This is a genomic window from Microcoleus sp. Pol8_D6 (assembly GCF_036700965.1).
Classification (GTDB): domain Bacteria; phylum Cyanobacteriota; class Cyanobacteriia; order Cyanobacteriales; family Microcoleaceae; genus Microcoleus.
The window spans coordinates 11,895-33,228 of the sequence record NZ_JAUBPW010000008.1; the positions used below are offsets into that span (position 1 = coordinate 11,895).

The following is a 21,334-nucleotide window of genomic DNA, read 5'->3' on the forward strand; positions in this document are numbered from 1 at the left end:
TTAAGGTACTTGAGGATCGAGATAGGTAGAATAGCTGCTAAATGTTGAGGGTGTATAAACAATGACTATCCCAAGTTTAAAACTAAAAATTGCTAATAATGATGGGAACCCTTGGTTTCATCCATTGCTGGTGCTAATATGGATAGCCATTGGCACAGTTTTACGCTTTACTAATTTGGCAGATAAGCCACCTTCAACAATTGAGATAGCAACGTTAATTTTTAGTTTGGGAAATAGTTTGCAGACGATACCGCTAGATAGTGCGATCGCGCTTGATACCCTCTTGCAGCCATTACAAGTGAATTCTCAAGCTAATATCACCTCAGTCATCCACAATTTGATGACAGAAAGCACCCATCCTCCAGTTTATTTTGTGCTGGCTCATTTGTGGATGAAACTATTTTCGACCGAGGCGGGTTTAGTTTCTTTATGGGCCGCTAGAGCGCTTCCTGCGATTCTCGGTGTCGCCTCAGTTCCAGCTATGTTTTGCTTTGGTTTTGTAGCATTTCGATCTCGTTTAATAGCTCAAATGGCGGCCGCAATGATGGCGGTTTCTCCCTACGGGATATTTATCGCCCAAGAAGCTCGACACTACACTTTACCAGTTTTATTAATTATCGCTTCTTTGTGCTGTTTGGTAATAGCAACTCGCACTATAAATAATCGTAAAATTTTACCAATTTGGGCAGGATTACTTTGGGTAGTAGTTAACTGTTCAGGGATTGCAACACATTACTTTTTTGTTCTCGTTGTCGCTGCTGAAGGTTTAAGTTTAATAGCTGTTATTTGGATAAAAAAACGGACAGAGCGCCAGGAAAAATTAGAGTTAGATTCGACTCAAGATTTAACCCTCAGTCCTCAATTACTAATTTCCAATTCTCTATTCCGAATCTACACGGTTGCTGCGGGTACGTTGGTGGGATGTTTAGTTTGGCTTCCGGCATTGCGTACAGCTTCTGAAAGTGAAATGACGCGCTGGATTTATGAGGGAAAAAACCCGATTGAATTGCTAGAACCAGCACCCAGAGTTTTAGCGTGGATGGTGACAATGTTGGCATTATTGCCAGTGGAAGGAGTATCTTTACTAGCGATTTTTGCCTCTGGTTTGGCATTGTTAATTTTCATATTTTTTGCTTTGCCAATTTTGATTAGAGGTCTTAAAATTAAGTTAGGAGAATCAGATGGTAGCTTAATTACTCAAGTTTTAGGCGGGTTTATGTTGGGTGCGATCGCCATCTTTTTAGGGATTACCTACATTTTGGGTGCCGATCTAACTTTGGCGGCTCGTTATCAGTTTGTCTACTTTCCCGCTGTTATCATTTTGCTCGCAGTAAGTTTGGCTGTTTGTTGGGAAAATCAATACTTAGAAATAAACAATAAATTAAGTCAATTTTTAAAATTGCCAATTCTAGCGTTAAAAATAGACGGAAGAAAAGCAGTAACAATCATCTTATTAATGGGTTTACTTGGTAGTATGACAGTTGTTTCAAATTTTGGCTTTCAAAAATCCAAACGCCCCGATATTTTAGTTCCCCACATTGTTAAAATACAGTCAGCATCGCCAAAGATTCCTGTTTTAATTGCCACTGTTCGCAAAAGCCACTCAGAAACAAGAGCTATGATGGGGATAGCGTGGGAATTTAAACGTTTATCTAGTTCATCTTTGAGTACAAAGTCTCAACCAAATTATCCTCAATTTCTTTTAGCAAAAAAAGATAGTGATTCTCAAACTGCGACAGATGCACTGCACAAAACTTTAGCTCAAATGCCAAAAATTTTGGATTTGTGGACGATAAATTTTACAGCTTCAGTGGAAGGAAAAGGGCGAAACTGTACGATTGATTCGCAACCTCAACCCAAAATAGCTGGCTATAAATACCGATTTTATCACTGTTTATAATTGTAGAATTGGAGGATTATGACAATTTATTTCTACAGCTTCTATAGCGTTTCTCTGTCTGGTGAGGTACATAAACGATTCCCCTAAATCCTCCTTAATAAGCTATTCGCGAGGTAGAAGTGTCAACCTTAATCCTGTTTCCAATATTGGTAAGCCGTATAGGCCAAGGTGACAGCGCCGGTCACAATGGCCGCTTCATCAACCTCAAATTGCGGGTGATGGAGGGGATAGTTCGGTTTGTCAGTCAGTCCCACTCCTAAGCGAAACATGGTTCCCGGTGCGTGTTCTAAGTACATCGAAAAATCTTCGGCGCCGAGGGAGGGTTCTGGTAAAATTTGGACGCGCGATCGACCTAAAGCTTCTAAAGCCGCACTTTCGACTAATTGCGTGAGTTTTGGGTCGTTTTGGACTCCGGGCACGCCGCGCTTGTAGGTGAGTTCGTACTTAGCGCCGTAAGTCGCGCAGACGCTAGAAACAATTTGTTCGATCCAAGCCGGCAGTTTTTCGTGGGTTTCCGGATGCAGCGATCGCACGGTTCCCAGCAATTTTACTTGATCGGCAATCACGTTCGGCGCTCGTCCGCCGTTAATTTGCCCGATCGTCAAAACCAGTGGTCTCAAAGGATTTTGCGTGCGGCTAATGGCCTGCTGCAAAGTGGTAATTATCTGAGAAGCAATCCAAATTGCGTCGATCGCCTCGTGGGGACGCGCACCGTGGCCGGATTCGCCCATCACAATCAATTCTAGGTCATCTGCTGCCGCTGTCAGTGCCCCGTGGCGGATACCGATGCAACCGCCGGGAATCGTCGGAAAAACGTGCACTCCGAGGATGCCGTCAACATCTTGCATCGCCCCATCTTTAATCATCCATTGAGCACCTTGGGCAATCTCTTCCGCCGGCTGAAACAAGAAGCGGACGTGACCGGGCAGTTTTTCCTCTAGCTGAGACAATATCATTGCTGCGCCTAAACCGACGGTGGTGTGGATGTCGTGGCCACAGGCGTGCATTACTCCCTCGTTGCGGGAGGCAAATTCTAAGTTTGTGCGTTCTTGAATCGGCAAAGCGTCCATATCGGTGCGAATTGCCAGCCACCGGGACTCGCTGCTGTTGCCTTTGATTTCGCCGATGACGCCGGTTTTGCCGATTCCTTCGATGGCGCGGACTCCGCTGGAAGCGAGGACTCCGGCTACGTAGGCGGCCGTTTGATATTCTTGGCCGCTGAGTTCGGGGTGGGAGTGGATGTGGCGGCGAATTTCGATTAAGCGGGGTGCTAGGGTGGCGGCTAATTCTTGGATGCGGGGAAGCATGAATTTACTTGGGGAGTGCGGTACAAGCTGTAGTCAACTAGGTTAACGCAAATGTTTGGGCGTGAACCTACATCAAGCACCATTCTCCAGAACAGACATCCTGCCTGTTCCAGCGGATTAATCGTCTTTGGATTCATTAAACTTGCCTTCCTTCTGCGCTCTTTCGAGTCCTTCTTCTACCAAAAGTAATGCCATTTGGGAAATAGAACGACGCTCAATGCTCGCCAGTTTTTCTAACTTCTCCTTGATTTCGGGCGGCGGGTAAAAGGCAACTCTGGGAGATTTTGCAGGACTCACATTGTTTGGGGGTAGCGTGTTAACGATGTTATTTTAGCTGACTGCAAATTTTTTAGAGTTTTTTTAAGCCAAGGTAGCACACCACAATCTAGTTTAGGCTATAGCAATCTAAACACCCCAAAACCAAACCCCACTCCAACACAAAATCAACGGCCCGACAGGTTGGCAGTTGAGAATGACTCATCAGCGTAGAGATCAAAGGTTAATTGCTGCTGGGTTCATCTTCTGTAGTCTTTTTAGCCAAATAAGCATCTACAGCTTCAGAGACAATCCGACTTACGAGATTGCTGACTGTTCGGTCTTCTTCCTTGGCCCAATCTTCCAAGACGTTGTAGGCGTTTGGAGGAACGTAGCTGGTGACTCGTTTTAGGTTTTTTGCTGGCAAGTTAGGCAACTGGGAATTTACTTCATGCATCGATCGTACTTTCTTTGTACGCCTCTTGCATAGTGACACACGGTGTAATACCGTGTAAATAGTCAAACACAAAACCCCCACCGGTCAGACTCACGATCGTTCGGTGGGGGCTTGAACTCCCATATTTAGGAGGAAACTCTATGATATCACCGCCAAAGTCAGTTCCCGAACTGCTCCGGGAAGAAATTCCTGACGTACCTCAAGGTAAACAACCGATTCGTTTGCTGTTGTGTGGCGCTCCCAAAGCAGTAGACAGCATTGTTAATCTGCTGCACGTTTTAGGTTTTGCAGAAGTTGGGGAATGGAGCCCGCCTCTACCATCGCCGATAGCGGGTGAGGTGATTCGGATTTTAACCCGTTACTGGAAAGAGTAATCTTTGAGGGCGATCGCACGAATTCCAGAAGTGCGATCGTCCATTAACTCACTTCCAAAAGTTGACTCAAAAACTGAATAAAATTTGCCAAAGCCGGAACCTGCTGCTGTGTCTGTTCGCTCACCCAATTATTATCAGCAATACTTGTTGTATTAGTCTTTCCAGGTTTGAGAACACTTACAACAGTAGCAACTAAAGCCTTCCGATCATCAAACGGGCCCCAGTGATTTTTGTGTGCCTCAGACAGTCCATTCAAATAAGCCAGCCCGCAATTCATAACTTCAGGATAGACAACGTTGCCGCACTCGCACAATAAATTATCTAAAACACCTTGCTGCTGATTATCTGGCAAAACATAAATTCCTGTTCGCGGTGGCCCTTGCTGACAAATTCCCGCCTGATTGGGAAATCCAGGAAAATCATTCTGAAACTGCTGATAATATTCTCTAGCAACAGTATCAGGATGCTTCTTGTCAGAATCAGCAACTATTCCAAAGGCTGCAATATCTGTTTTATATTCAGGATGGTTAGCAAAACTTGCTTTAAGATTTCTTCCCAAATTGCTACCCTCCCCAGAATAGATAGCCACAGAAAGAGTCTCGGTCAACAAAATAGAAGGCATATCAAGACGCTTGTATAAGTTTCCCTGTCTGGGATAAGGAGGTATGAAATTGCGCCAAAACGGCTCTAATTTCGATTCTTGTCCGTCAAAAGATTGAAACCCGAGGAACTTCAGCACTTTGCCTACAAATGCTTGATCTTGTGGGCCTTCTACTCCGATGAGTGCGTAACTGCGGTTCACCTGCGAACCTCCTGTCCCAACTCATCCCGAACTATATGGAGTGTTTCTCTATCTAACCGAATAGCTTTAGTTTGTGACTCCCGTTTCTCTAAACGATAAAGAACTAAGTCTGTCTCCGAATCGCTAGCATCCAACATCGCATCAACCGTTTCTAAACTGTGGGTAGTTGCAAATAATTGAACATTCATTTGCTTGCACCACTGCACAATCCAAGCAAATGAACTGCGAAGTGCTTCAGTATGAATTGCTGTTTCTATCTCATCAATTAGCAAAACTCCACCTCTGACTTTTGTCAGCGTTAGAGCAATAAATAGCAAGCGACGTACTCCATCACCAAAAGAACTTAATGGTGCAATTCCCACTTGTTTGTGGTCAATATAGAGACTGCTACGATTGCCGCCATGCGAGAGAATCACTAAATCAATAATTCCTGAATCCATCACTTGCAATAGCTTAATCACTTCCGGCTTAAAACGCTGAAAAATAGCTTCTGAGAGCAAGCCAACTTGTGACTGTTCTATGCGGTGAGAAAAAGGTGTCACAGTATCAACTGACAGCATTGCATCTGAGCGAACTCGCCGATTAGTTAAACGCTCATTTTCCCAAATTTCAAAAAATTCAGATAATTCATTTGGTGAATCCGATATAATAGCTTTTAGCTCTATTTCTGCACCTCGCAGAGTATTATCAAATCCAATATCGTCTGAGGACTGACTTTCGTCATCTTCCGATAATTCCACTCCCTCAATTTCTTGGTAAATTGCCCTCGACTCTCTCACTAAAAACTTACCATTACCAGAAACACGAGTTTCCAGTTGGTAAAAATCCAATTGTTCTTCTTCTTTATTTTGAGGAAACAGCCATTGTAGTGCCTCCAGTCTTGGCTTGCGAGAATATTTGATTTCTCGCCGCCACGATGTGTTCAGCCATTCCAGCGGATCTAAGGGGCGACAATAGGTTGATATCGCCTCTAAAACGCTGGTTTTACCTGAGTTATTCCCACCAACCAATATGTTGATTTGACCCAAGTCCTGCAAGTTCAAATCTCGCAGACCTCGGAACCGATGAATGGTTAAATTGTCAAGGTGTTTCATAATTATGACTTAGGCATTTCAACGTAATTCTGAGATGCTTCCCTTCTCTCAGCATGACACATAGGCTTTGCCTAAGTCCCGATCGCCTTATGACTTGGGCGTATAAGTCGATCGCACTTGCAACTCCTTCAACTGCTTCTCATCCACACCAGACGGCGCATTTGTCAACAAACACCCCGCTTGCTGCGTCTTCGGAAAAGCCATTACGTCCCGAATAGATTCCTCACCAGCTAACAGCATTACCAACCGATCCACACCGTAAGCAATGCCTCCGTGGGGCGGAGTTCCATACTCAAACGCATCCAACAAAAAGCCAAACTTATTGTAAGCTTCCTCAGTCGATAAGCCGATAGCCTCAAACACCTTTTCCTGAACTTCCCGCTGATAAATCCGCAGAGAACCGCCACCGACTTCTGTACCGTTTAACACCAAGTCGTAAGCTTGAGCTCTCGCAGTTTTCAAATCATTAATATCGTCAGGATGTGGCGCAGTAAACGGGTGATGCAATGCTTCCAAACGCTTCTCGTCAGCGTTCCATTCAAACATGGGGAAATCTGTCACCCACAGCAGATTCATCTTGTCTTTGTCAATCAATCCCAATTCGTTACCGACAAACAAACGCAATCTATCCAAAGTCTTATTGACAGTTGCCACATCAGCCGCTGCGAATAACAACAAATAACCTGGTTGCGCGCCCGTGCGATCGAGCAATTGCTGTTTTTGTGCTTCCGTCAAATTATCCTTAATAGCACCGATCGTATCAATTTCGCCATTATCCCGCACCCGAATGTAAGCCAATCCCTTCGCACCGGCGTCGCTGGCTTCCTTAAACAAATCGCCTTTCGGGCCCGGTTTAATCCGCACGTTAGAAATCGCATCATTCCCGCCAGGAATCGGCAAAACTTTCACAATTCCGCCCGCAGCAACCGCCCCGGAAAATACCTTAAATCCCGAATCTTTCATCAAATCGGAAACATCGACTAATTCCATACCGAAGCGAGTATCCGGTTTGTCGCTACCATAGCGATCCATTGCTTCAGCGTAAGTCAAGCGCGGAAAAGGACGAGGCAATTCTACGCCTTTGACACTATGGAAAATATGGCAGACTAAACCTTCATTTAAGGCAATTACTTCTTCCACAGACATGAAACTCATTTCCATGTCCAATTGCGTAAATTCTGGCTGTCTGTCGGCGCGCAAATCTTCATCGCGGAAACAGCGGGCAATTTGATAATATCTGTCAAAACCAGACACCATCAACAATTGTTTGAACAACTGCGGCGACTGCGGCAAAGCATACCATGCACCGGGATTGACGCGGCTGGGAACTAAATAATCTCTCGCACCTTCGGGAGTCGCCCGAGTTAAAATCGGCGTTTCAATTTCCATGAAACCTTCGACATCTTCCAGGTGGCGGCGTATGGCTTTGACAACTTGGTGGCGAAGCTGCAAATTGCGACTCATACGATCGCGCCGCAAGTCCAAATAGCGATATTTCAGCCGCAAATCTTCCCGCACGCTTTCATTTTCCGCCGTCGCCACCTGAAACGGTAACTGTTTGCGAACCGCATTTAACAACTCAATTTCGTCAGCGTAAATTTCCACTTCACCCGTAGGCAATTTCGGGTTGAGGGAATCTGCGGGGCGGCCGGTGACTCGCCCGGTAATTTTAACCACGTATTCGCTGCGTAAAGCCTCAGCCCCGTGATAGGAATCGGGGGTGCGTTCAGGATCGCTGACAATTTGCACGATACCCGATCGATCGCGCACATCCAGAAAAATCACCCCGCCATGATCGCGGCGGCGATCCACCCAGCCGTAAAGGGTGACAGTCTCTCCGATGTGTTCGCTTCGCAGTTCGCCGCAGTAGTAACTTCTCATGGTTGGGGGTTATGGATTAAAAATAAAGCTTTTTGATTATAGCGCTTAGTGTCAAAACCTTTTATGAACAGGCAAGATGCCTGTTCCACAAGAAAATTAAATCTTTGTGGAACAGGCATCTTGCCTGTTCTTTAAAATGGTGTCATATCTGAGTTTAATGCTTCTTGTCAAAAAACGCCGTTAGCGCATTCCATGCAGACTTAGCGGTTTCTGTCAAGCGAGTGTTGATCGACTCAATTTGCTTCACAATAAGGTGCCAATTCTTTTCAGCTTCCGTCTGAATGTGGTCAACAGCTTGTTCGATGCGATCGCGTTCGATCAATTTATTTTGTTCCACCGCTTCTCGCGCTTGTCGCACTGCTTTCAAATAAGCTTCACGACTGATTTCGCCTGCATCTTGCACCTGCGCTTGCGCCCGCGTTTTAATCGCATCTACCACCAGCCAATTTTTCTCAGTTTCTTGTTTAATCAGCCTGACTGCTTCTGTGAATCTCTCGTGGGCGAGATCCTTATTTTCTTCGATCGCCCCGGATGCCTTATTCACAGCTTTTAAATAAGCTTCGCGGGTGAGTTCGCCCGCTGCTTGCACTTCCGCGGTGGCGCGTTTTTTAATTGCTTCAAACAGCGCCGCAGTTTCTGCGATCGCCTCATCAGTTGCGTCGGGCATCTCTTGTTTGACGAGCTCCGTCGTTTCGACAGTTGCCTCTAAAACTGGTTCCTCGGTTACTTTTGGATCTGTCATATCAATCTTCTCCTGTGGTAGTAAACATTTTCAAAAAATCTCACAGTCCCTGGATGCAGACTTTGTAGGTGTAGCGCCAGAAAGAATTGTGGTCTTTTATACAGACTTTGTACGTGTAGCGCCAGAAGGAATTCTGGCATTTAATAAGAACTAGGCAATTCTTGTTCCAGCTTTATCAACTTTTGTATCCGCGCTTACCTAGTTGGAATGACCTCAGTTCTATTACATTATATCTACCAAAGTTGCTCTCGTGTGTAGGATACCGCCAAATTGCAGGTACGGTTTAGCGCACTTAAATTTGTGATAACTCTCTCTACCTAAAAAAACACACACTAATAAACTTGGTTTCTCAACACAATAAAACAGGCAAATTTAAGAGTTTCAATTTTCCAACTGCCAATCTTCGCTTTCGTCGGTATATAACAAGTGGTGACATCTTTGAGCGTGCAGTAAAGATTGAGGAAATTCGTACTTAGATAAGAGGTTCTCTTCGAGTGCAACTTTCATTTGATTGGCGCAGATATGTGGAGGCACTTTGCCCATTCCCGTACCCATGCCGGGAATAGCGATAGTTTCAATGATATGTTTGACTGGCGTTCCATCTGGGACTGAGCCAAATTTTACGATAGTCAAAATAGCGCGGGTTGCTAGATAAACATTTACTGTTTCTCTTAAAACTGTGGGAACGCGCATAATTGGTGCCGCGATTAAATAGGGAATTTCAGCATGATCTGTATCTACAACTTCTGCCATTCCTACTAATAGTTCCCCGTGATGTCGAGCCTGAATTAGTTTTTGCAAGCGTTCAAGAACCTGCCCTCCAAAATATTCCGAAATTTCTAACTCTAAGCCGTCGTCCATGAAACCAAAACTATTCCCCGGACTCACAATAGCATCGCATTTCACATCAAATATTGAACCGTGATGTATCTTTACATTTTCCATACTGCCGCAAGTGCTTTCCCACGCTCTAACTAAACCATCGTCTAAGGTAGCCAGCACAATTTGCATAAATACTCTCTCTTAATTTTAATTGCGAACAGCCAGAGCGATCGCCAATTTAATCCTACAATACTTTACATAAGTCGGCTGAATTTTAAATTCAGCTCGATTTCAACTACCAAATGTTCAATAGCTACGACATTTTTTGATCGCACACACCATTAACCTAATACAGAGAGAGCTTTTAACCCGGTTGCTACCCTGTCAGGTTTAGGTGTGATGATGTGTACTGCATCGTGTTTTCCGGCCCAGGGGCTAAAGTCTGCAAGCTGTTTCCCTCTCTTGTTTTCAGTTTACTCTTTCTCGGTTGAACTCACGTTTAATAAATAATGCTTATGGCGCTCCAATATCCTTGTTCTCAAAAGAACGGTTGAGGATTTAAACAGCGTTTGGTGCGTTTATGCTCGTACATGAGTTTGTCAGCCTTTGCCAGCAATTGTTCTAATAAAAATTCATTGTTTAAATCCCCAAACTCCACACCAAGACTTATTGATATATAAGCTCGCTCGGACTGTTGATTAAAGCGATCTATATTTTCTTGCAGCCGAGAATGGAAATTAGTAGATGAATCACCCGAAAAGTTAGGAATAAATAAAGCAAATTCATCTCCTCCCAGTCGAGCCACAATATCCGCCTCACGAAAGGTTTGCTTCAATATTTGAGCTGCGTCAACGATTACTCTGTCTCCCATTTCGTGTCCTAAAGTGTCGTTAATCTTTTTTAAACCATCTAAGTCAGCGAACAAAATAAAATAGGGTGTTTGCGTGCGTCGAGCAATTTTTAGTTGTTGATCTGCTAGTAAAAAGAAGCCTCGTCGGTTATATAATCCAGTTAATTCATCGGTTACAGATAGCTGTCTTACTTCTGCTTCTGCCCTCAGACGTTCCTGGATTTCGTGTTCTAAACGTTGATTTTGTTCTATAAGTTGTTGGCGTTGCTGTTGGATGAGTAATTGATTTTTTACTCGCATCAGCACTTCCTGCTCTTGAAAGGGTTTGGTAATATAGTCTACACCACCCAGTTCAAAGGCTCGTACCTTGTTTTCCAGTCGTTCGAGCGCGCTGATAAAAATAACAGGTATCTGAGAACTCGTTTCCGATGCTTTTAACTTTTGGCAGACTTCGTACCCATTCATCTCCGGCATATTAATGTCAAGTAAAATCAGACTCGGTGGGTCGCGCTGAACACCTTGGAGTGCCATTCTGCCGTTGAGCGCTTTACGCACAATATAGCCCTGTGACTCTAGAATTTTGGCTAACAAGCGCAGATTGTCTGGGGTATCATCGACGATGAGAATATTCGTTTGGGCCACAAGTTTGAATAAAGCTGTCATGGTCTTATTCCTAAATCTGGGTGAGAGTTGCGATCGCTTCAAGCTGAAAGTTATCCACCAAAGATGTCATCGCCGCGATGAAATCTTGTTTCTCCTTGGGAATTTGAGCAATAAGTTCATAAAGCTTATTATCACTAAGATCTAGTGCTGCTTCATGAACTTCTGCAATCCACTTGGTTGGCATGGTTTTCAAGTCGGGAGTAAATATCTTGGGTGGGGAAGCTGATGAGTCTGGCCCAACTTTTTCGGCGTAGCAGTACCGGACGCCCAAGTGATGAGCTATTTTGTTGAAAAGTGTGTCTTCAGTAAACGGCTTGGCAATGTAGTCATCGCAACCGACTTGCAGGCTGGCGAGACGATCGTCTTCAAAAGCATAGGCAGTGAGGGCAATGATGCGTGTAATTTGTCTTTTGTCCTGTGACATTTGCCCTGAGTTATCTGCTGATGACTCATGAGTCATGACTAATGACTGTTGTGTTCGAATCTGTCTCGTGGCTTCATAACCATCCATGACAGGCATTTGAATGTCCATCAAAATCAGGTCAGGGTGCCATCTTTGCCAACGAGCGATCGCCTCTACCCCATTTTCCACCGCACACACATCAAACCCAACTGATTCCAGCAGTGTTACCAGCAGTTGCCGATTTTCTGGAACGTCTTCTACTACTAGAATTCGGTAGAGAGGTTGCCCAGGTTCGATCCCGATAATCCGATCGCTAATTTCAGGTTCCTCTAAATCAAGCGACTCTGGTAGTTCCAAAACAACTTGGCAGGTAAAAGTCGAGCCTAGATTCAGGGTGCTTCGCACGGTGATATCGCCTCCCATCAGACGCGCAAACTGACGACTGATAGACAGTCCTAAACCTGTTCCTCGATCGTGACGACCGCGATTGGTTTGCATGAAAGCGTCAAAAATTGATTCTAAATCTGAGGGAGAAATGCCAGCTCCGGTATCCTCAACTTCGAGACACAGGGTAATAGTTGGTTTAATATCGGGTGGATGAGTAGCGCGATCGCAATTTGTACCGGATGGCATATCCTCTGATGAAAAAGCTCGTCCGCGCAGCACGATCGTTCCTGTTGTTGTAAATTTGATCGCATTCCCCAGCAGATTAATCAAGATTTGGCGAAGTTTTGCTTGATCGCCACAGACATAACGCGGGACAGTAGCATCCCACTCGCTGCTCAGATGTAACCCTTTCTCAGGCGCTTTGATGGTGAACATCTCGTTAATAGAACCCAGCAGTCGATGCAGATTAAAACAGCTTTTACTCAGTATCAATTGCCCTGCTTCAATCCTAGACATTTGTAAAACATCGTCGATCAATGTCAGCAGGTGTTCTCCACTACGGGTAATGATCCCTAAATGCTCTTGAAATTCTTCTGGGATATAGGGGCTGCGGTTCATAAGCTGGGTAAATCCCAGAATCGCGTTGAGTGGCGTTCTGAGCTCGTGGCTCATGTTGGCAAGGAACTGGCTTTTGGCACGGTTGGCTATAGCTGCCCTTTCTGCAGCGTGTTCTAGGGCAGCTTGCGAAAATTCTAACACCGCCAGCATGAGGATATGTCTCATTTCGGCAGCAGCTTCTAACTCTGCAATCTGCCACGGATAAGACATCTGGCGCACTGTCTCTTGCCACAGTTCAAAGGATTTGCGGGGACACAGGTGCATTTTTCCAATTTCGTCGATCGACACAGCATCCTGTGGATTACCTGCCCAGTTTATGGTTTGAATTTGTTCGGGTCGGAACCAAAGGATATGGTATGACTTTTGTATGGCGTAGCATAAGAAGATTGAGATTGCTAAAACACCGCTAGCTCGCTCTTTGAATTGCTTCGCTTGGGGATACAACTGAGACAAAGAAGCTGTTGCAAACACTCGTTCTTTGTTCTGTTCTAGCAACCATTGCAGGAGTTCGTCAACCTCAGCTTCAGATGGTGTTTGACCCACCAATGTGAGACGACCATCGAGAATAATTGCCGCTCCCTGAGCATGAACTAAATCTAGCAATTGAGAAGCATTTTCGGTCAATACCTGTTCGATAAAATTAGAATCTCGCCGGAATGCCTGCTGAAGTTGATCCTGAATTGTTTTCGCTTGCGATCGATAAACGTTCAATTCTCGCTCTTGCTGATGCACCAGTTCTATCGAGGCAAATTGTCCTAAAAATTCACAGGTTTTGCGAGTTTCGTAATCTACCAATCGCGGGCTGTAATGGTGACAGGCAATTAATCCCCAGAGACGCCGATCGTCAATTAACGAAATCGTCAGTGTCCCAGCAACTCCCATATTCTGCAAATATTCAATGTGGTAGGGAGATACTCCCCTTAACACACAAGCACTTAGATCCTGGGGTGTATCGCTTACGGGATGGTTGGTAGGAATTAGGCGGGCCGGAGTGTAATTGATATTGGGAATTTGGCGTATCCAATTGCGGTAAAACAATTTGCGGGCGGGTACGGGAATATCGATCGCCGGGTAATGCAACCCCAGGTAGCTTTCTAGATAGCTTTCTTTCTCTTCCGCAATCACCACCCCATGGTCATCGGCTTCAAAGCGATAAATCATCACGCGATCGAACCCGGTCATGGCTTTTACTTCTTTAGCAATGGTTTGAGCTAAATCCGAAATATCGATCGCACTGCGAAAGTTGAGGATAACTGTTTGCAGACGCTGATAAAAATCTATTGAATGATTATTTTCAATAGTCAATTGGGGTTCTAGCTCCAGAATCAACTCATCTGGTAGTTGATGCAGTGTGCTTCTAAATGTTTGAATTTTGCCGTCTTTTAGAGGTATTTTTAGATCGAAAGTATTATGAATGTTGAGTTCTTCTTGATTTAGATGCCTGACAATTTCTTGTACTTGCTCGTACCCCAATAAATTTGGCAATGGCTGACCTAGCAATTCTAGGGCAGAAATGCCAAAAAACTGTTCTACATTTTCGCTAGCTTGTAAAATATTGAGGCTGTTTCCTTGCATCAATAAAACGATTCCGTGGGGCTGAATATGACCGGGAGCATACACGGATTCTTCACTGCATTCCTCTAAACTTGTTAAAGTTAAAGGAGTGATTTGGGAAAATTTGGTAATTTTATGAGGCATTTTAGAGCAGTAATTTTCAATAAAAATTAAGGAGGTTTTGGTCAAGAATTACGAATAACTAGATTGTATTCTTGTTGGCTGTTCCTAATTCCCTAGTCCTAATCAAACGTTTAACTGCACAACAGCTTATAAATCCAATGGAGGAATTCCACTTGGGAAATTACCGTGAATTAGATTAATGATTTTCTCAAATTGATACTGGTTGGCGAGTTCCGTCAGATGAGTACCGAATTGAGCGAGTTCTGAGGAAAGTTGAGCTACCAGTTCAATTATCGCAACATCATCCCCACATAAAGCAGCATCTTCCAACTGAACCACCCATACTTTTGGTAATGTTGCCAAAAGCATTGGATCGAGGGAATCTGAAACGGAAGAGGCAACAGAACAGAGGTAAAAAGGAAAACAATCTGTTCCCCGTTCCCCTTTTTCTGTTTCCTCTTCCTGATATACATACTCTAAGCCTAGGTATTCCGCCATCTTAAGAAATAGGGTCTGTTCCCGGAACGGCTTGCTGATGTAGTCGTTGCAGCCAGCAGCCAAGGCGAGGGCGCGATCGCTCTGGGAAGCCTGGGCCGTAAGTGCAATAATGATACTGTTCTGTCCGTCTTCCATTGCCCGAATTTGCTTCGTAGCCTCGTATCCATCTAACACGGGCATCCGAATGTCCATCCAGGTTAGGTCTGGTTGCCATTGTTGCCAAATCTGCACAGCTTGCTGTCCGTTGGTAGCTTCTTTTACCTCTAATCCTAATTGTGTCAGTAATCTGACCATTAGCAAGCGATTTTCTGCTTGATCGTCAACCACCAAAATGCGATGATCCCCTTGACCGGGAGCCAGCCCCATCACGAGGCGATTATTCTCTTCGGGTGTAACATTAACTCCACTGATGGGGCTGACGGGAAGGGTAAAGGTGAAGGTACTCCCCTGTCCCACAGTGCTGCTGACAGAAATTTTTCCGCCCATGAGTTCCAACAATTTGCGGCTAATGGTGAGACCTAGCCCCGTACCGCCGGTCGATCGCTTCCCAGCTTGAGCTTGCACAAACGCATCGAAGATAGTATTGAGTTCGACCGGTGCAATGCCTAAACCTGTGTCAGCAACTACAAACTGGAGAATCGGCCGAGTTGTGCTTAATGCCACTGTACCGGAAGCCTCAATGCTGACTTGCAAAGTAATGCTTCCCCGATCGGTAAATTTGATGGCATTACTCAGCAGATTCAGCAAAACCTGGCGCAGTTTTTGAGCATCGACAAGCATAAATTGGGGAACTTCTGGCGCAATCTCGAAACAAAGGTCAAGTCCTTTAGAACTTGCTCGTTCCGCCAACATATTTCGCAGGGAATGCAGCAGCGCAATTAAGTCCAATCCGCTTTGTTCAACTGTGCAGTGTCCCGATTCAATTTTCGAGAGATCCAGCACATCGTTAATCAAACTCAAGAGGTGATCTCCACTCCGTCGAATTGTTTGCAGGTCTTGTTTTTGGTTGGGAGTTAGGGAGGGGTCATGGGTCATCACTTGGGCAAATCCTAGAATTACGTTGAGAGGAGTGCGTAATTCGTGGCTCATATTGGCTAGGAAGGTACTTTTTGCCAAGTTCGCTGCTTCTGCTGCTTCCATGGCGTGCTGCAGTGCCAGTTCTTTTTGTTTGCGATCGCTGATGTCTTTGTGCGTTCCAATCATCCGTAAAGGCTTACCATCTTCATCGTAGGCAACGACTTTCCCGTAGTTAGCGATCCACTTCCACTCACCTGACTTGCAACGCACACGATAGTCAAAGGCATATTTGAGAGAGCTATCTTGCAAGTTACTATTGAGAGCCTCAAAAACCCATAATTTATCATCAGGGTGAATCATCTGTTCCCAGACGTTCACATCAATCACCAACTCACCGGGCTTGTAGCCCAGCATCTCCTGGTAGTAGGAATTAATGTAAATTTCTCCAGTTTCAATTTTCCAATCCCATAGTCCATCTCCAGAGGCTTCTAGTGCCAGCATTAAGCGTTCCTCACTGCGTTGTAAAGCGGTTTCCGCTCGATGTTGTCGTGTCACATCGATCGCCACACCACCTACTAGCATTTGCCCAGGTAAGTCGGGGATGAGAAATTTGTAAACCAGAAACTCACCCAGGGTTCCATCTCGACGGCACGCAATCTCAATCGTTTCAATTAGCCGGTTGGTTTGAGCAACCGTTTGGATATTGTCTAGAAATTGTTGAGCGATGGCGACGGGGTAAAGTTCAAAAATGGATTTTCCAATCACATCGTCAGTGGGTAACTCCAAGGTATTGAGATAAGTCTGGCTGGCATAGAGCATTACACCATTTTCATCGGTAATCCAGGCAGGGGCAGGGCTGTGATTCATGAAGGCTTGGAAGCGAGTTTCACTCTCTCTGAGTGCCTGTTCTGCTTGTTGGCGTTCGGCTTCGTGGCGTTTGCGATCGCTAATATCCCGGCAGATACAGAAGTTCATCATCTCATCTTGTAATTCCACCCGGTTCCAGCTAATTTCCACGTCATATACAGAACCATCCTTACGGCGATGTCGCGTCTCAAACAGCGGAATAACCTCCTCTCTCTGGAGCATAAGTTGTAGTTCTTCCCTCGTCCATTCAGCATCCCAATCAAACACACTCAGATTCAGGGTTTCTTCTAGGGTGTAGCCCAGCATTTGAGCAAAACTGGGACTAGCTTCGACAACTTTTCCGATCCAATCCATGACAACAACACCGTCCAGGGAAGTGTTGAAGAAGGTTTTACTCCGCAGGAGTTCCTGTTCTAGTGCAAGTTCGGCTTTTTTGCGATCGCTAATATCTTTCATGAAGCAGTAATGCCCCATAAATTGGTGCTGTTCGTCGTAAGTTGAAATCATCACCAATTGCTTATAAAAAACCGAACCGTCTTTACGGACCCCTCTAGTTTCAACTTCAACTCTGCCCTCTTGCACCATCAGCCCATAGGCTGCAACCAGTTTTTCCAACTCATCGGGATCTACGGTTTTTTCCCAGGACATCCCGATCATGTCTTCTGGCTGATAGCCTGTCATGTCAGCATAAGCTTTATTCACATAGAGGTAACGTCCTTGAGTGTCTATTTTGGAAATGCCGGACACCGCATTTTGCATCACCTCACTCATTTCTTTACGCTCGGCTTCTGCGTGTTTGCGATCGGTGATATCTTCTGAAAAACAAAGTAGGTACTGGGGCTGATGCTGCTCGTCGTAAATGGGAATCTTCATTGTATGCAGCCAACGTTGACCCAGGCTATGACTGTCAATAACTTCTTCGAGAATATCCTCAGTTTTACCTTTCTCAAAGGCTTCTCTATCCTTTTTGTCGAAAAAGATAGCCTGTTCTACTGGGAAAAAATCATAACAGCTTTTGCCTATCGCTTCTTCGGCTGAGATGCCAAATAACCGTTCGCTGGTTTTATTCCAAAACTGAAATACGCCAAATTGTTTAGGCTCTGCGTCCTTAACAAAAACCGCCACCGGTAAATTATCCAGCAGTGCTTGTAAGAAAGTGCCAGTTTTTTGGATTTCCAGCTCTACTTTTTTGCGCGTACTAATATCAATAAACGTAACTACAACCTGTGTAATTTGACCATTTTGATCGAACTCCGGGTAGGCATTAACTAATACCCAAACACAACTATCAATTTCTTTTTTAATTCCTAAAACATAATTTTTGAGGGAACTTCCACTGGATAAAACCTGATTTACCGGATATTCCTCTAGGGGCATAACGCTGCCATCTTCCCGCACAAAATGCCAGGCCGGAGATATCGCAGTTTTTCCCAGCATTTGATCCATTGAAAGCCCTAGTAATTCACCGGCCGTTTCATTACATAATTGAATGCTGGTATCTGTCGCATGAATCACAAAACCCGCATTTAAGTTATCGATCAATTGCCGATATCTGGCTTCGCTTACCTGTAGAGCAACTTCAGCTTGCTTGCGCTCCGTAATGTCGGTGTGAGAGCCAGCCATCCGAATTACATTACCTGCATTATCCCAAAGCGCCTGACCGCGATCCAAAATCCATTTGTAGGAACCATCTTTGCAGCGAACACGATGTTCTGTGATATAAAAAGGAGTTTTTTTGGCAAAATGGTCTTGAACGGCTTGCATCATCCATCCCCAATCATCGGGATGTACCAGGTTAGCCCATTCGTCTAGAATGTTTGGGAGTTCGTGGTCTTGATAACCCAACATTTGCTTCCAGCGACTAGAAAAGAAGACCTCGTTGGTTTGAACATTCCAATCCCAAATGCCGTCATTATTCCCACGTACAGACAGTTCCCAGCGTTCTTCACTTTCACGTAGTGCTGCTTCTGCTTGTTTGCGGTCAGCAATATTCCGGGCAATCTTTGAGGCTCCAATTATATTCCCTGCTTGGTCTTTAATGGGGGAGACACTCATCGAGACATCGATTAATGTTCCATCTTTCATCACCCTCTTGGTATCGTAGTGTTCGATGCGTTCTCCTCGCTGGATTTTGGTGAGAATTTCGTTTTCCTCATCTCGATAGTCTGCGGGAATCACTTTTCTCCCTGATTGCCCTACTATTTCGGCCGCTGTATAGCCAAAAATTGTTTCGGCTCCTACATTCCAACTTGTAACTACACCCTCTAAATCTTTACTGAGAATGGCATCTTCCGAAGATTCAACGATCGCAGCTAGTCGAGCGATCGCAATTTCTGCCTGTTGTCGCTGGTGAATTTCCCATTGCAACTGGCGATTGGCTTTTTTGAATTTATCGACTTTGCAATAACTAACTTGTGCGAGATACATGACCCACATCAGCAGCCCAACTAAAACTAAGCCACCAATTAATACAAGTCTAGGCCAATAAAACTTGACTCTTTCTACTAAATCTAAATTTGGATAAACATCGATTTTCCAGTCTACACCATAGGCTTTCACTACAACTGTTTTATGGTCGGCATATTGAGAAAAAGACTCTTGACCGTAGAGCAAAGTTGTGCCATCAGAGATAGCCACCTTGTACCCTGGGGACACTTTTAAAATACTTTCAAACAGAGTTTTAAACTGAAAAACTCCGACAATAAACCCATCAAAACGTTCACCTACAAACAAAGGAAAACTTGCTAAAAATCCTTGACCACCTTGAACAAGTGAAATATTGCGACTTAAGATAGGTTGACGCAAATCACGAGCCACTTGCAAAGTGATTTTGCGACGCAGTTCACGATTAAAATCTAGGTTTTGCGCTGCCTCATTCCCAGCCAGTGGCACAACCGATCGCACTTTAAATAATGGATCGACTAATGCGATCGCCTGATAACCGTAGAAGTCCTTTACATAACCCTCAGCATCGGCTTCCCAAAGAGCCTTTGGTGTACCGCCATTGGCTTCCCAGCGATTCGCCATTTGCCGAAGTGTCAACACCCGAATTGATAATCCTTCGCTCAGTTGTGACTGAATCGCATTGGCTTCCTGCTGAATTAAATGCTCGATGTGAATTTGTCCGTTGATGGTTAGCTGTTGCCACGTAAATAAAACAGCAAGAGAAGCCACCACACCAAGCAAAAGAGGTAGCAATCGTTTAAGTTGTGTTTGGTCTAAACTTATAATTACTTTCCGTCGAGGGATTACCATAAATTAAGCAATAGATGAATAGAGCTGTCTTCAATTTTTTGGGCTATACTTGGGTAATTCAATGATGCAATAGAACTAAGTATTGAGCCTGAAAACCAGTTAGCGATAAGGCACTCTCTAAACTTTATACCCCCTAAGTTGATCTGTTAACTTCCCTCTGTAAAGAATGTTGTTCCTGAACCCCTAGCCCTTTAACTAGATTTATAGAGGGCAATGAGCCACATCTGTTCAGATTGTAAATAGGTATTGTTTGCCAATATTGACGACAAAAGCAGTAGATTTGGCGATCGCAAACGTGACGCAGCATTTGATTGGAGCAGCAGGGGCAGTGTGTCATAAAGACCTCTTTTTTAACTAAAGGGTATTTCACTGTTGTTGCAAAGTGCTCTAAGCTCGCTAGAAGCAACCATAACAAGACTCTCGAAAAAAAAATAAAGATTTGGTAAAGAATATAAAAGGGTTAAGGAAAAGATACAAGTTTAAACATTCCGTAATAAAATTAAGAGCGCAGAGAATTTTTATCCCACAATACGCAGCTTGTAATGTCCGATATGGTGTGTTATAATCCTACACTATTCAGATGCAGCTTGTGAAGTCCATTCCTACCTTAAATAGTTTTCCTGTTCCCTGTTCCTTAATTTGATCGGAGAGTCTAAATCCCAGCGCAACACATTGGCAGTTTGAACAGGAAGCATAGCTGGGTCGAGGGGGTTCACTATCACTGATTGTAGGTGATATGGACAGTTTTAATTAATTGTTAATGATCGCAAGGTAAGAAGGTGTTAAACCAATTATTGCCCAACATTTCTTTTTGTGTATAACCCGTGAAGGTGAATAAGAAAGAATTTAGGTAGTTAACATTTCGCGATCAATCGAGTCGGACGACGCTCAACTGCACGTTATCCAATAACGATCGCTAGCGTAGTTATTGATGATAGCCGATCGCACGGGCACAGCAATTGGGTTATCGGTTCGGCTGTGCGATTGTGGCTGTGGCAGCTTTTTTTGTGGCTGAAATTGCTGTTGGTACTTCAGCAAATTTATCTTAATCCGCGCGATTTTGAAGCAGGAGCGTTGGGAATCAAAGGGAAGGGCGGCCGGGGCTGTTTTGGGTTTCTTTAGATGCTTTAGGGCTGATTGGGGCTGGCTATGGAGATTTTCCCTTCATTGCCTTTAACCCTACCTAAAAACGAATATAAGCCCCCGACTCCTTTGGTGGAGAGATAAAAATTTTAGACTCTTGTTCCACCTCCCAGATTCATCTGTGGAGTAAATCAGAAATCTTAAATCCTTCGACTGAGCGCTCACAAAGAACTCTCAAATCTCAAATCGACTTACTTTCACAGAAGTGCGATCGCATTTGACAGCCAGATTCCTATATTTTAGCTTTGGGCAATGGGGAGTGAGGCGATCGCATCCCGGATTTTTGTCGATCGCCTCGGTCTCTTAACCCTAATGTTTGCAG

Annotated in this window: 13 protein-coding genes; 2 read left to right on the plus strand and 11 right to left on the minus strand. The window is 44.5% G+C overall.

Annotated elements, in window-relative coordinates; all coding sequences use genetic code 11:
• Nucleotides 1–61 precede the first annotated feature (61 nt).
• Entirely contained in the window at nucleotides 62–1,900 is a 1,839-nt protein-coding gene (locus QUA10_RS05255; protein ID WP_333085935.1) for a hypothetical protein, read from the plus strand.
• Between the two features lie 128 nt (nucleotides 1,901–2,028).
• Here the strand turns inward: QUA10_RS05255 and QUA10_RS05260 are convergent, their stop codons facing one another.
• The 3 genes from QUA10_RS05260 to QUA10_RS05270 form a co-directional block, all read right to left on the minus strand.
• Nucleotides 2,029–3,207: a M20 family metallopeptidase gene (locus tag QUA10_RS05260; protein WP_333086187.1), complete on the minus strand. Its 1,179-nt coding sequence runs from the start codon at nucleotides 3,205–3,207 to the stop codon at nucleotides 2,029–2,031.
• A gap of 117 nt (nucleotides 3,208–3,324) precedes the next feature.
• Nucleotides 3,325–3,504, minus strand: coding sequence for a ribbon-helix-helix domain-containing protein (locus QUA10_RS05265; protein WP_332957637.1), 180 nt, complete (start codon nucleotides 3,502–3,504; stop codon nucleotides 3,325–3,327).
• A gap of 202 nt (nucleotides 3,505–3,706) precedes the next feature.
• A complete protein-coding gene (locus tag QUA10_RS05270) occupies nucleotides 3,707–3,919 on the minus strand; it encodes a ribbon-helix-helix domain-containing protein (RefSeq protein ID WP_333082533.1) in 213 nt (70 codons plus the stop codon).
• A gap of 140 nt (nucleotides 3,920–4,059) precedes the next feature.
• On the opposite strand from QUA10_RS05270, the gene QUA10_RS05275 reads away from it, so the two are divergent.
• Entirely contained in the window at nucleotides 4,060–4,293 is a 234-nt protein-coding gene (locus QUA10_RS05275; protein ID WP_333082532.1) for a hypothetical protein, read from the plus strand.
• 43 nt (nucleotides 4,294–4,336) lie between these two features.
• Here QUA10_RS05275 and QUA10_RS05280 read toward each other — a convergent pair whose 3' ends face one another.
• The 8 genes from QUA10_RS05280 to QUA10_RS05315 all read right to left on the minus strand — a co-directional run bounded on the left by QUA10_RS05280 (nucleotide 4,337) and on the right by QUA10_RS05315 (nucleotide 19,869).
• A complete protein-coding gene (locus tag QUA10_RS05280; protein WP_333082529.1) occupies nucleotides 4,337–5,095 on the minus strand; it encodes a DUF3226 domain-containing protein in 759 nt (252 codons plus the stop codon).
• Nucleotides 5,092–6,189, minus strand: a complete 1,098-nt coding sequence (locus QUA10_RS05285; protein WP_333082528.1) for an AAA family ATPase — start codon at nucleotides 6,187–6,189, stop codon at nucleotides 5,092–5,094. The genes QUA10_RS05280 and QUA10_RS05285 overlap by 4 nt, the downstream gene beginning before the upstream one ends.
• Nucleotides 6,190–6,276: 87 nt before the next feature.
• Complete coding sequence (gene aspS / locus QUA10_RS05290; protein WP_333082526.1) at nucleotides 6,277–8,070, minus strand: aspartate--tRNA ligase; 1,794 nt, start codon at nucleotides 8,068–8,070, stop codon at nucleotides 6,277–6,279.
• A 154-nt stretch (nucleotides 8,071–8,224) separates the two neighbouring features.
• Entirely contained in the window at nucleotides 8,225–8,812 is a 588-nt protein-coding gene (locus QUA10_RS05295; protein WP_333082525.1) for a hypothetical protein, read from the minus strand.
• Nucleotides 8,813–9,193: 381 nt separating this feature from the next.
• Nucleotides 9,194–9,823: a macro domain-containing protein gene (locus QUA10_RS05300; RefSeq protein WP_333082524.1), complete on the minus strand. Its 630-nt coding sequence runs from the start codon at nucleotides 9,821–9,823 to the stop codon at nucleotides 9,194–9,196.
• A 349-nt stretch (nucleotides 9,824–10,172) separates the two neighbouring features.
• Nucleotides 10,173–11,147, minus strand: coding sequence for a diguanylate cyclase (locus tag QUA10_RS05305; RefSeq protein ID WP_333082523.1), 975 nt, complete (start codon nucleotides 11,145–11,147; stop codon nucleotides 10,173–10,175).
• A 10-nt stretch (nucleotides 11,148–11,157) separates the two neighbouring features.
• Complete coding sequence (locus tag QUA10_RS05310; RefSeq protein ID WP_333082522.1) at nucleotides 11,158–14,253, minus strand: response regulator; 3,096 nt, start codon at nucleotides 14,251–14,253, stop codon at nucleotides 11,158–11,160.
• Nucleotides 14,254–14,379: 126 nt separating this feature from the next.
• Nucleotides 14,380–19,869, minus strand: a complete 5,490-nt coding sequence (locus tag QUA10_RS05315; protein WP_333082521.1) for a PAS domain S-box protein — start codon at nucleotides 19,867–19,869, stop codon at nucleotides 14,380–14,382.
• Between the last annotated feature and the right edge of the window lie 1,465 nt (nucleotides 19,870–21,334).

What these genes read in the sequence shown, in the direction of transcription:
- QUA10_RS05255 (WP_333085935.1), top strand. Translation starts at nt 62, where the DNA reads ATGACTATCCCAAGTTTAAAACTAAAAATTGCTAATAATGATGGGAAC.
- QUA10_RS05260 (WP_333086187.1), bottom strand. Translation starts at nt 3,207, where the DNA reads ATGCTTCCCCGCATCCAAGAATTAGCCGCCACCCTAGCACCCCGCTTA.
- QUA10_RS05270 (WP_333082533.1), bottom strand. Translation starts at nt 3,919, where the DNA reads ATGCATGAAGTAAATTCCCAGTTGCCTAACTTGCCAGCAAAAAACCTA.
- QUA10_RS05275 (WP_333082532.1), top strand. Translation starts at nt 4,060, where the DNA reads ATGATATCACCGCCAAAGTCAGTTCCCGAACTGCTCCGGGAAGAAATT.
- QUA10_RS05285 (WP_333082528.1), bottom strand. Translation starts at nt 6,189, where the DNA reads ATGAAACACCTTGACAATTTAACCATTCATCGGTTCCGAGGTCTGCGA.
- aspS (WP_333082526.1), bottom strand. Translation starts at nt 8,070, where the DNA reads ATGAGAAGTTACTACTGCGGCGAACTGCGAAGCGAACACATCGGAGAG.
- QUA10_RS05295 (WP_333082525.1), bottom strand. Translation starts at nt 8,812, where the DNA reads ATGACAGATCCAAAAGTAACCGAGGAACCAGTTTTAGAGGCAACTGTC.
- QUA10_RS05300 (WP_333082524.1), bottom strand. Translation starts at nt 9,823, where the DNA reads ATGCAAATTGTGCTGGCTACCTTAGACGATGGTTTAGTTAGAGCGTGG.
- QUA10_RS05305 (WP_333082523.1), bottom strand. Translation starts at nt 11,147, where the DNA reads ATGACAGCTTTATTCAAACTTGTGGCCCAAACGAATATTCTCATCGTC.
- QUA10_RS05310 (WP_333082522.1), bottom strand. Translation starts at nt 14,253, where the DNA reads ATGCCTCATAAAATTACCAAATTTTCCCAAATCACTCCTTTAACTTTA.
- QUA10_RS05315 (WP_333082521.1), bottom strand. Translation starts at nt 19,869, where the DNA reads ATGGTAATCCCTCGACGGAAAGTAATTATAAGTTTAGACCAAACACAA.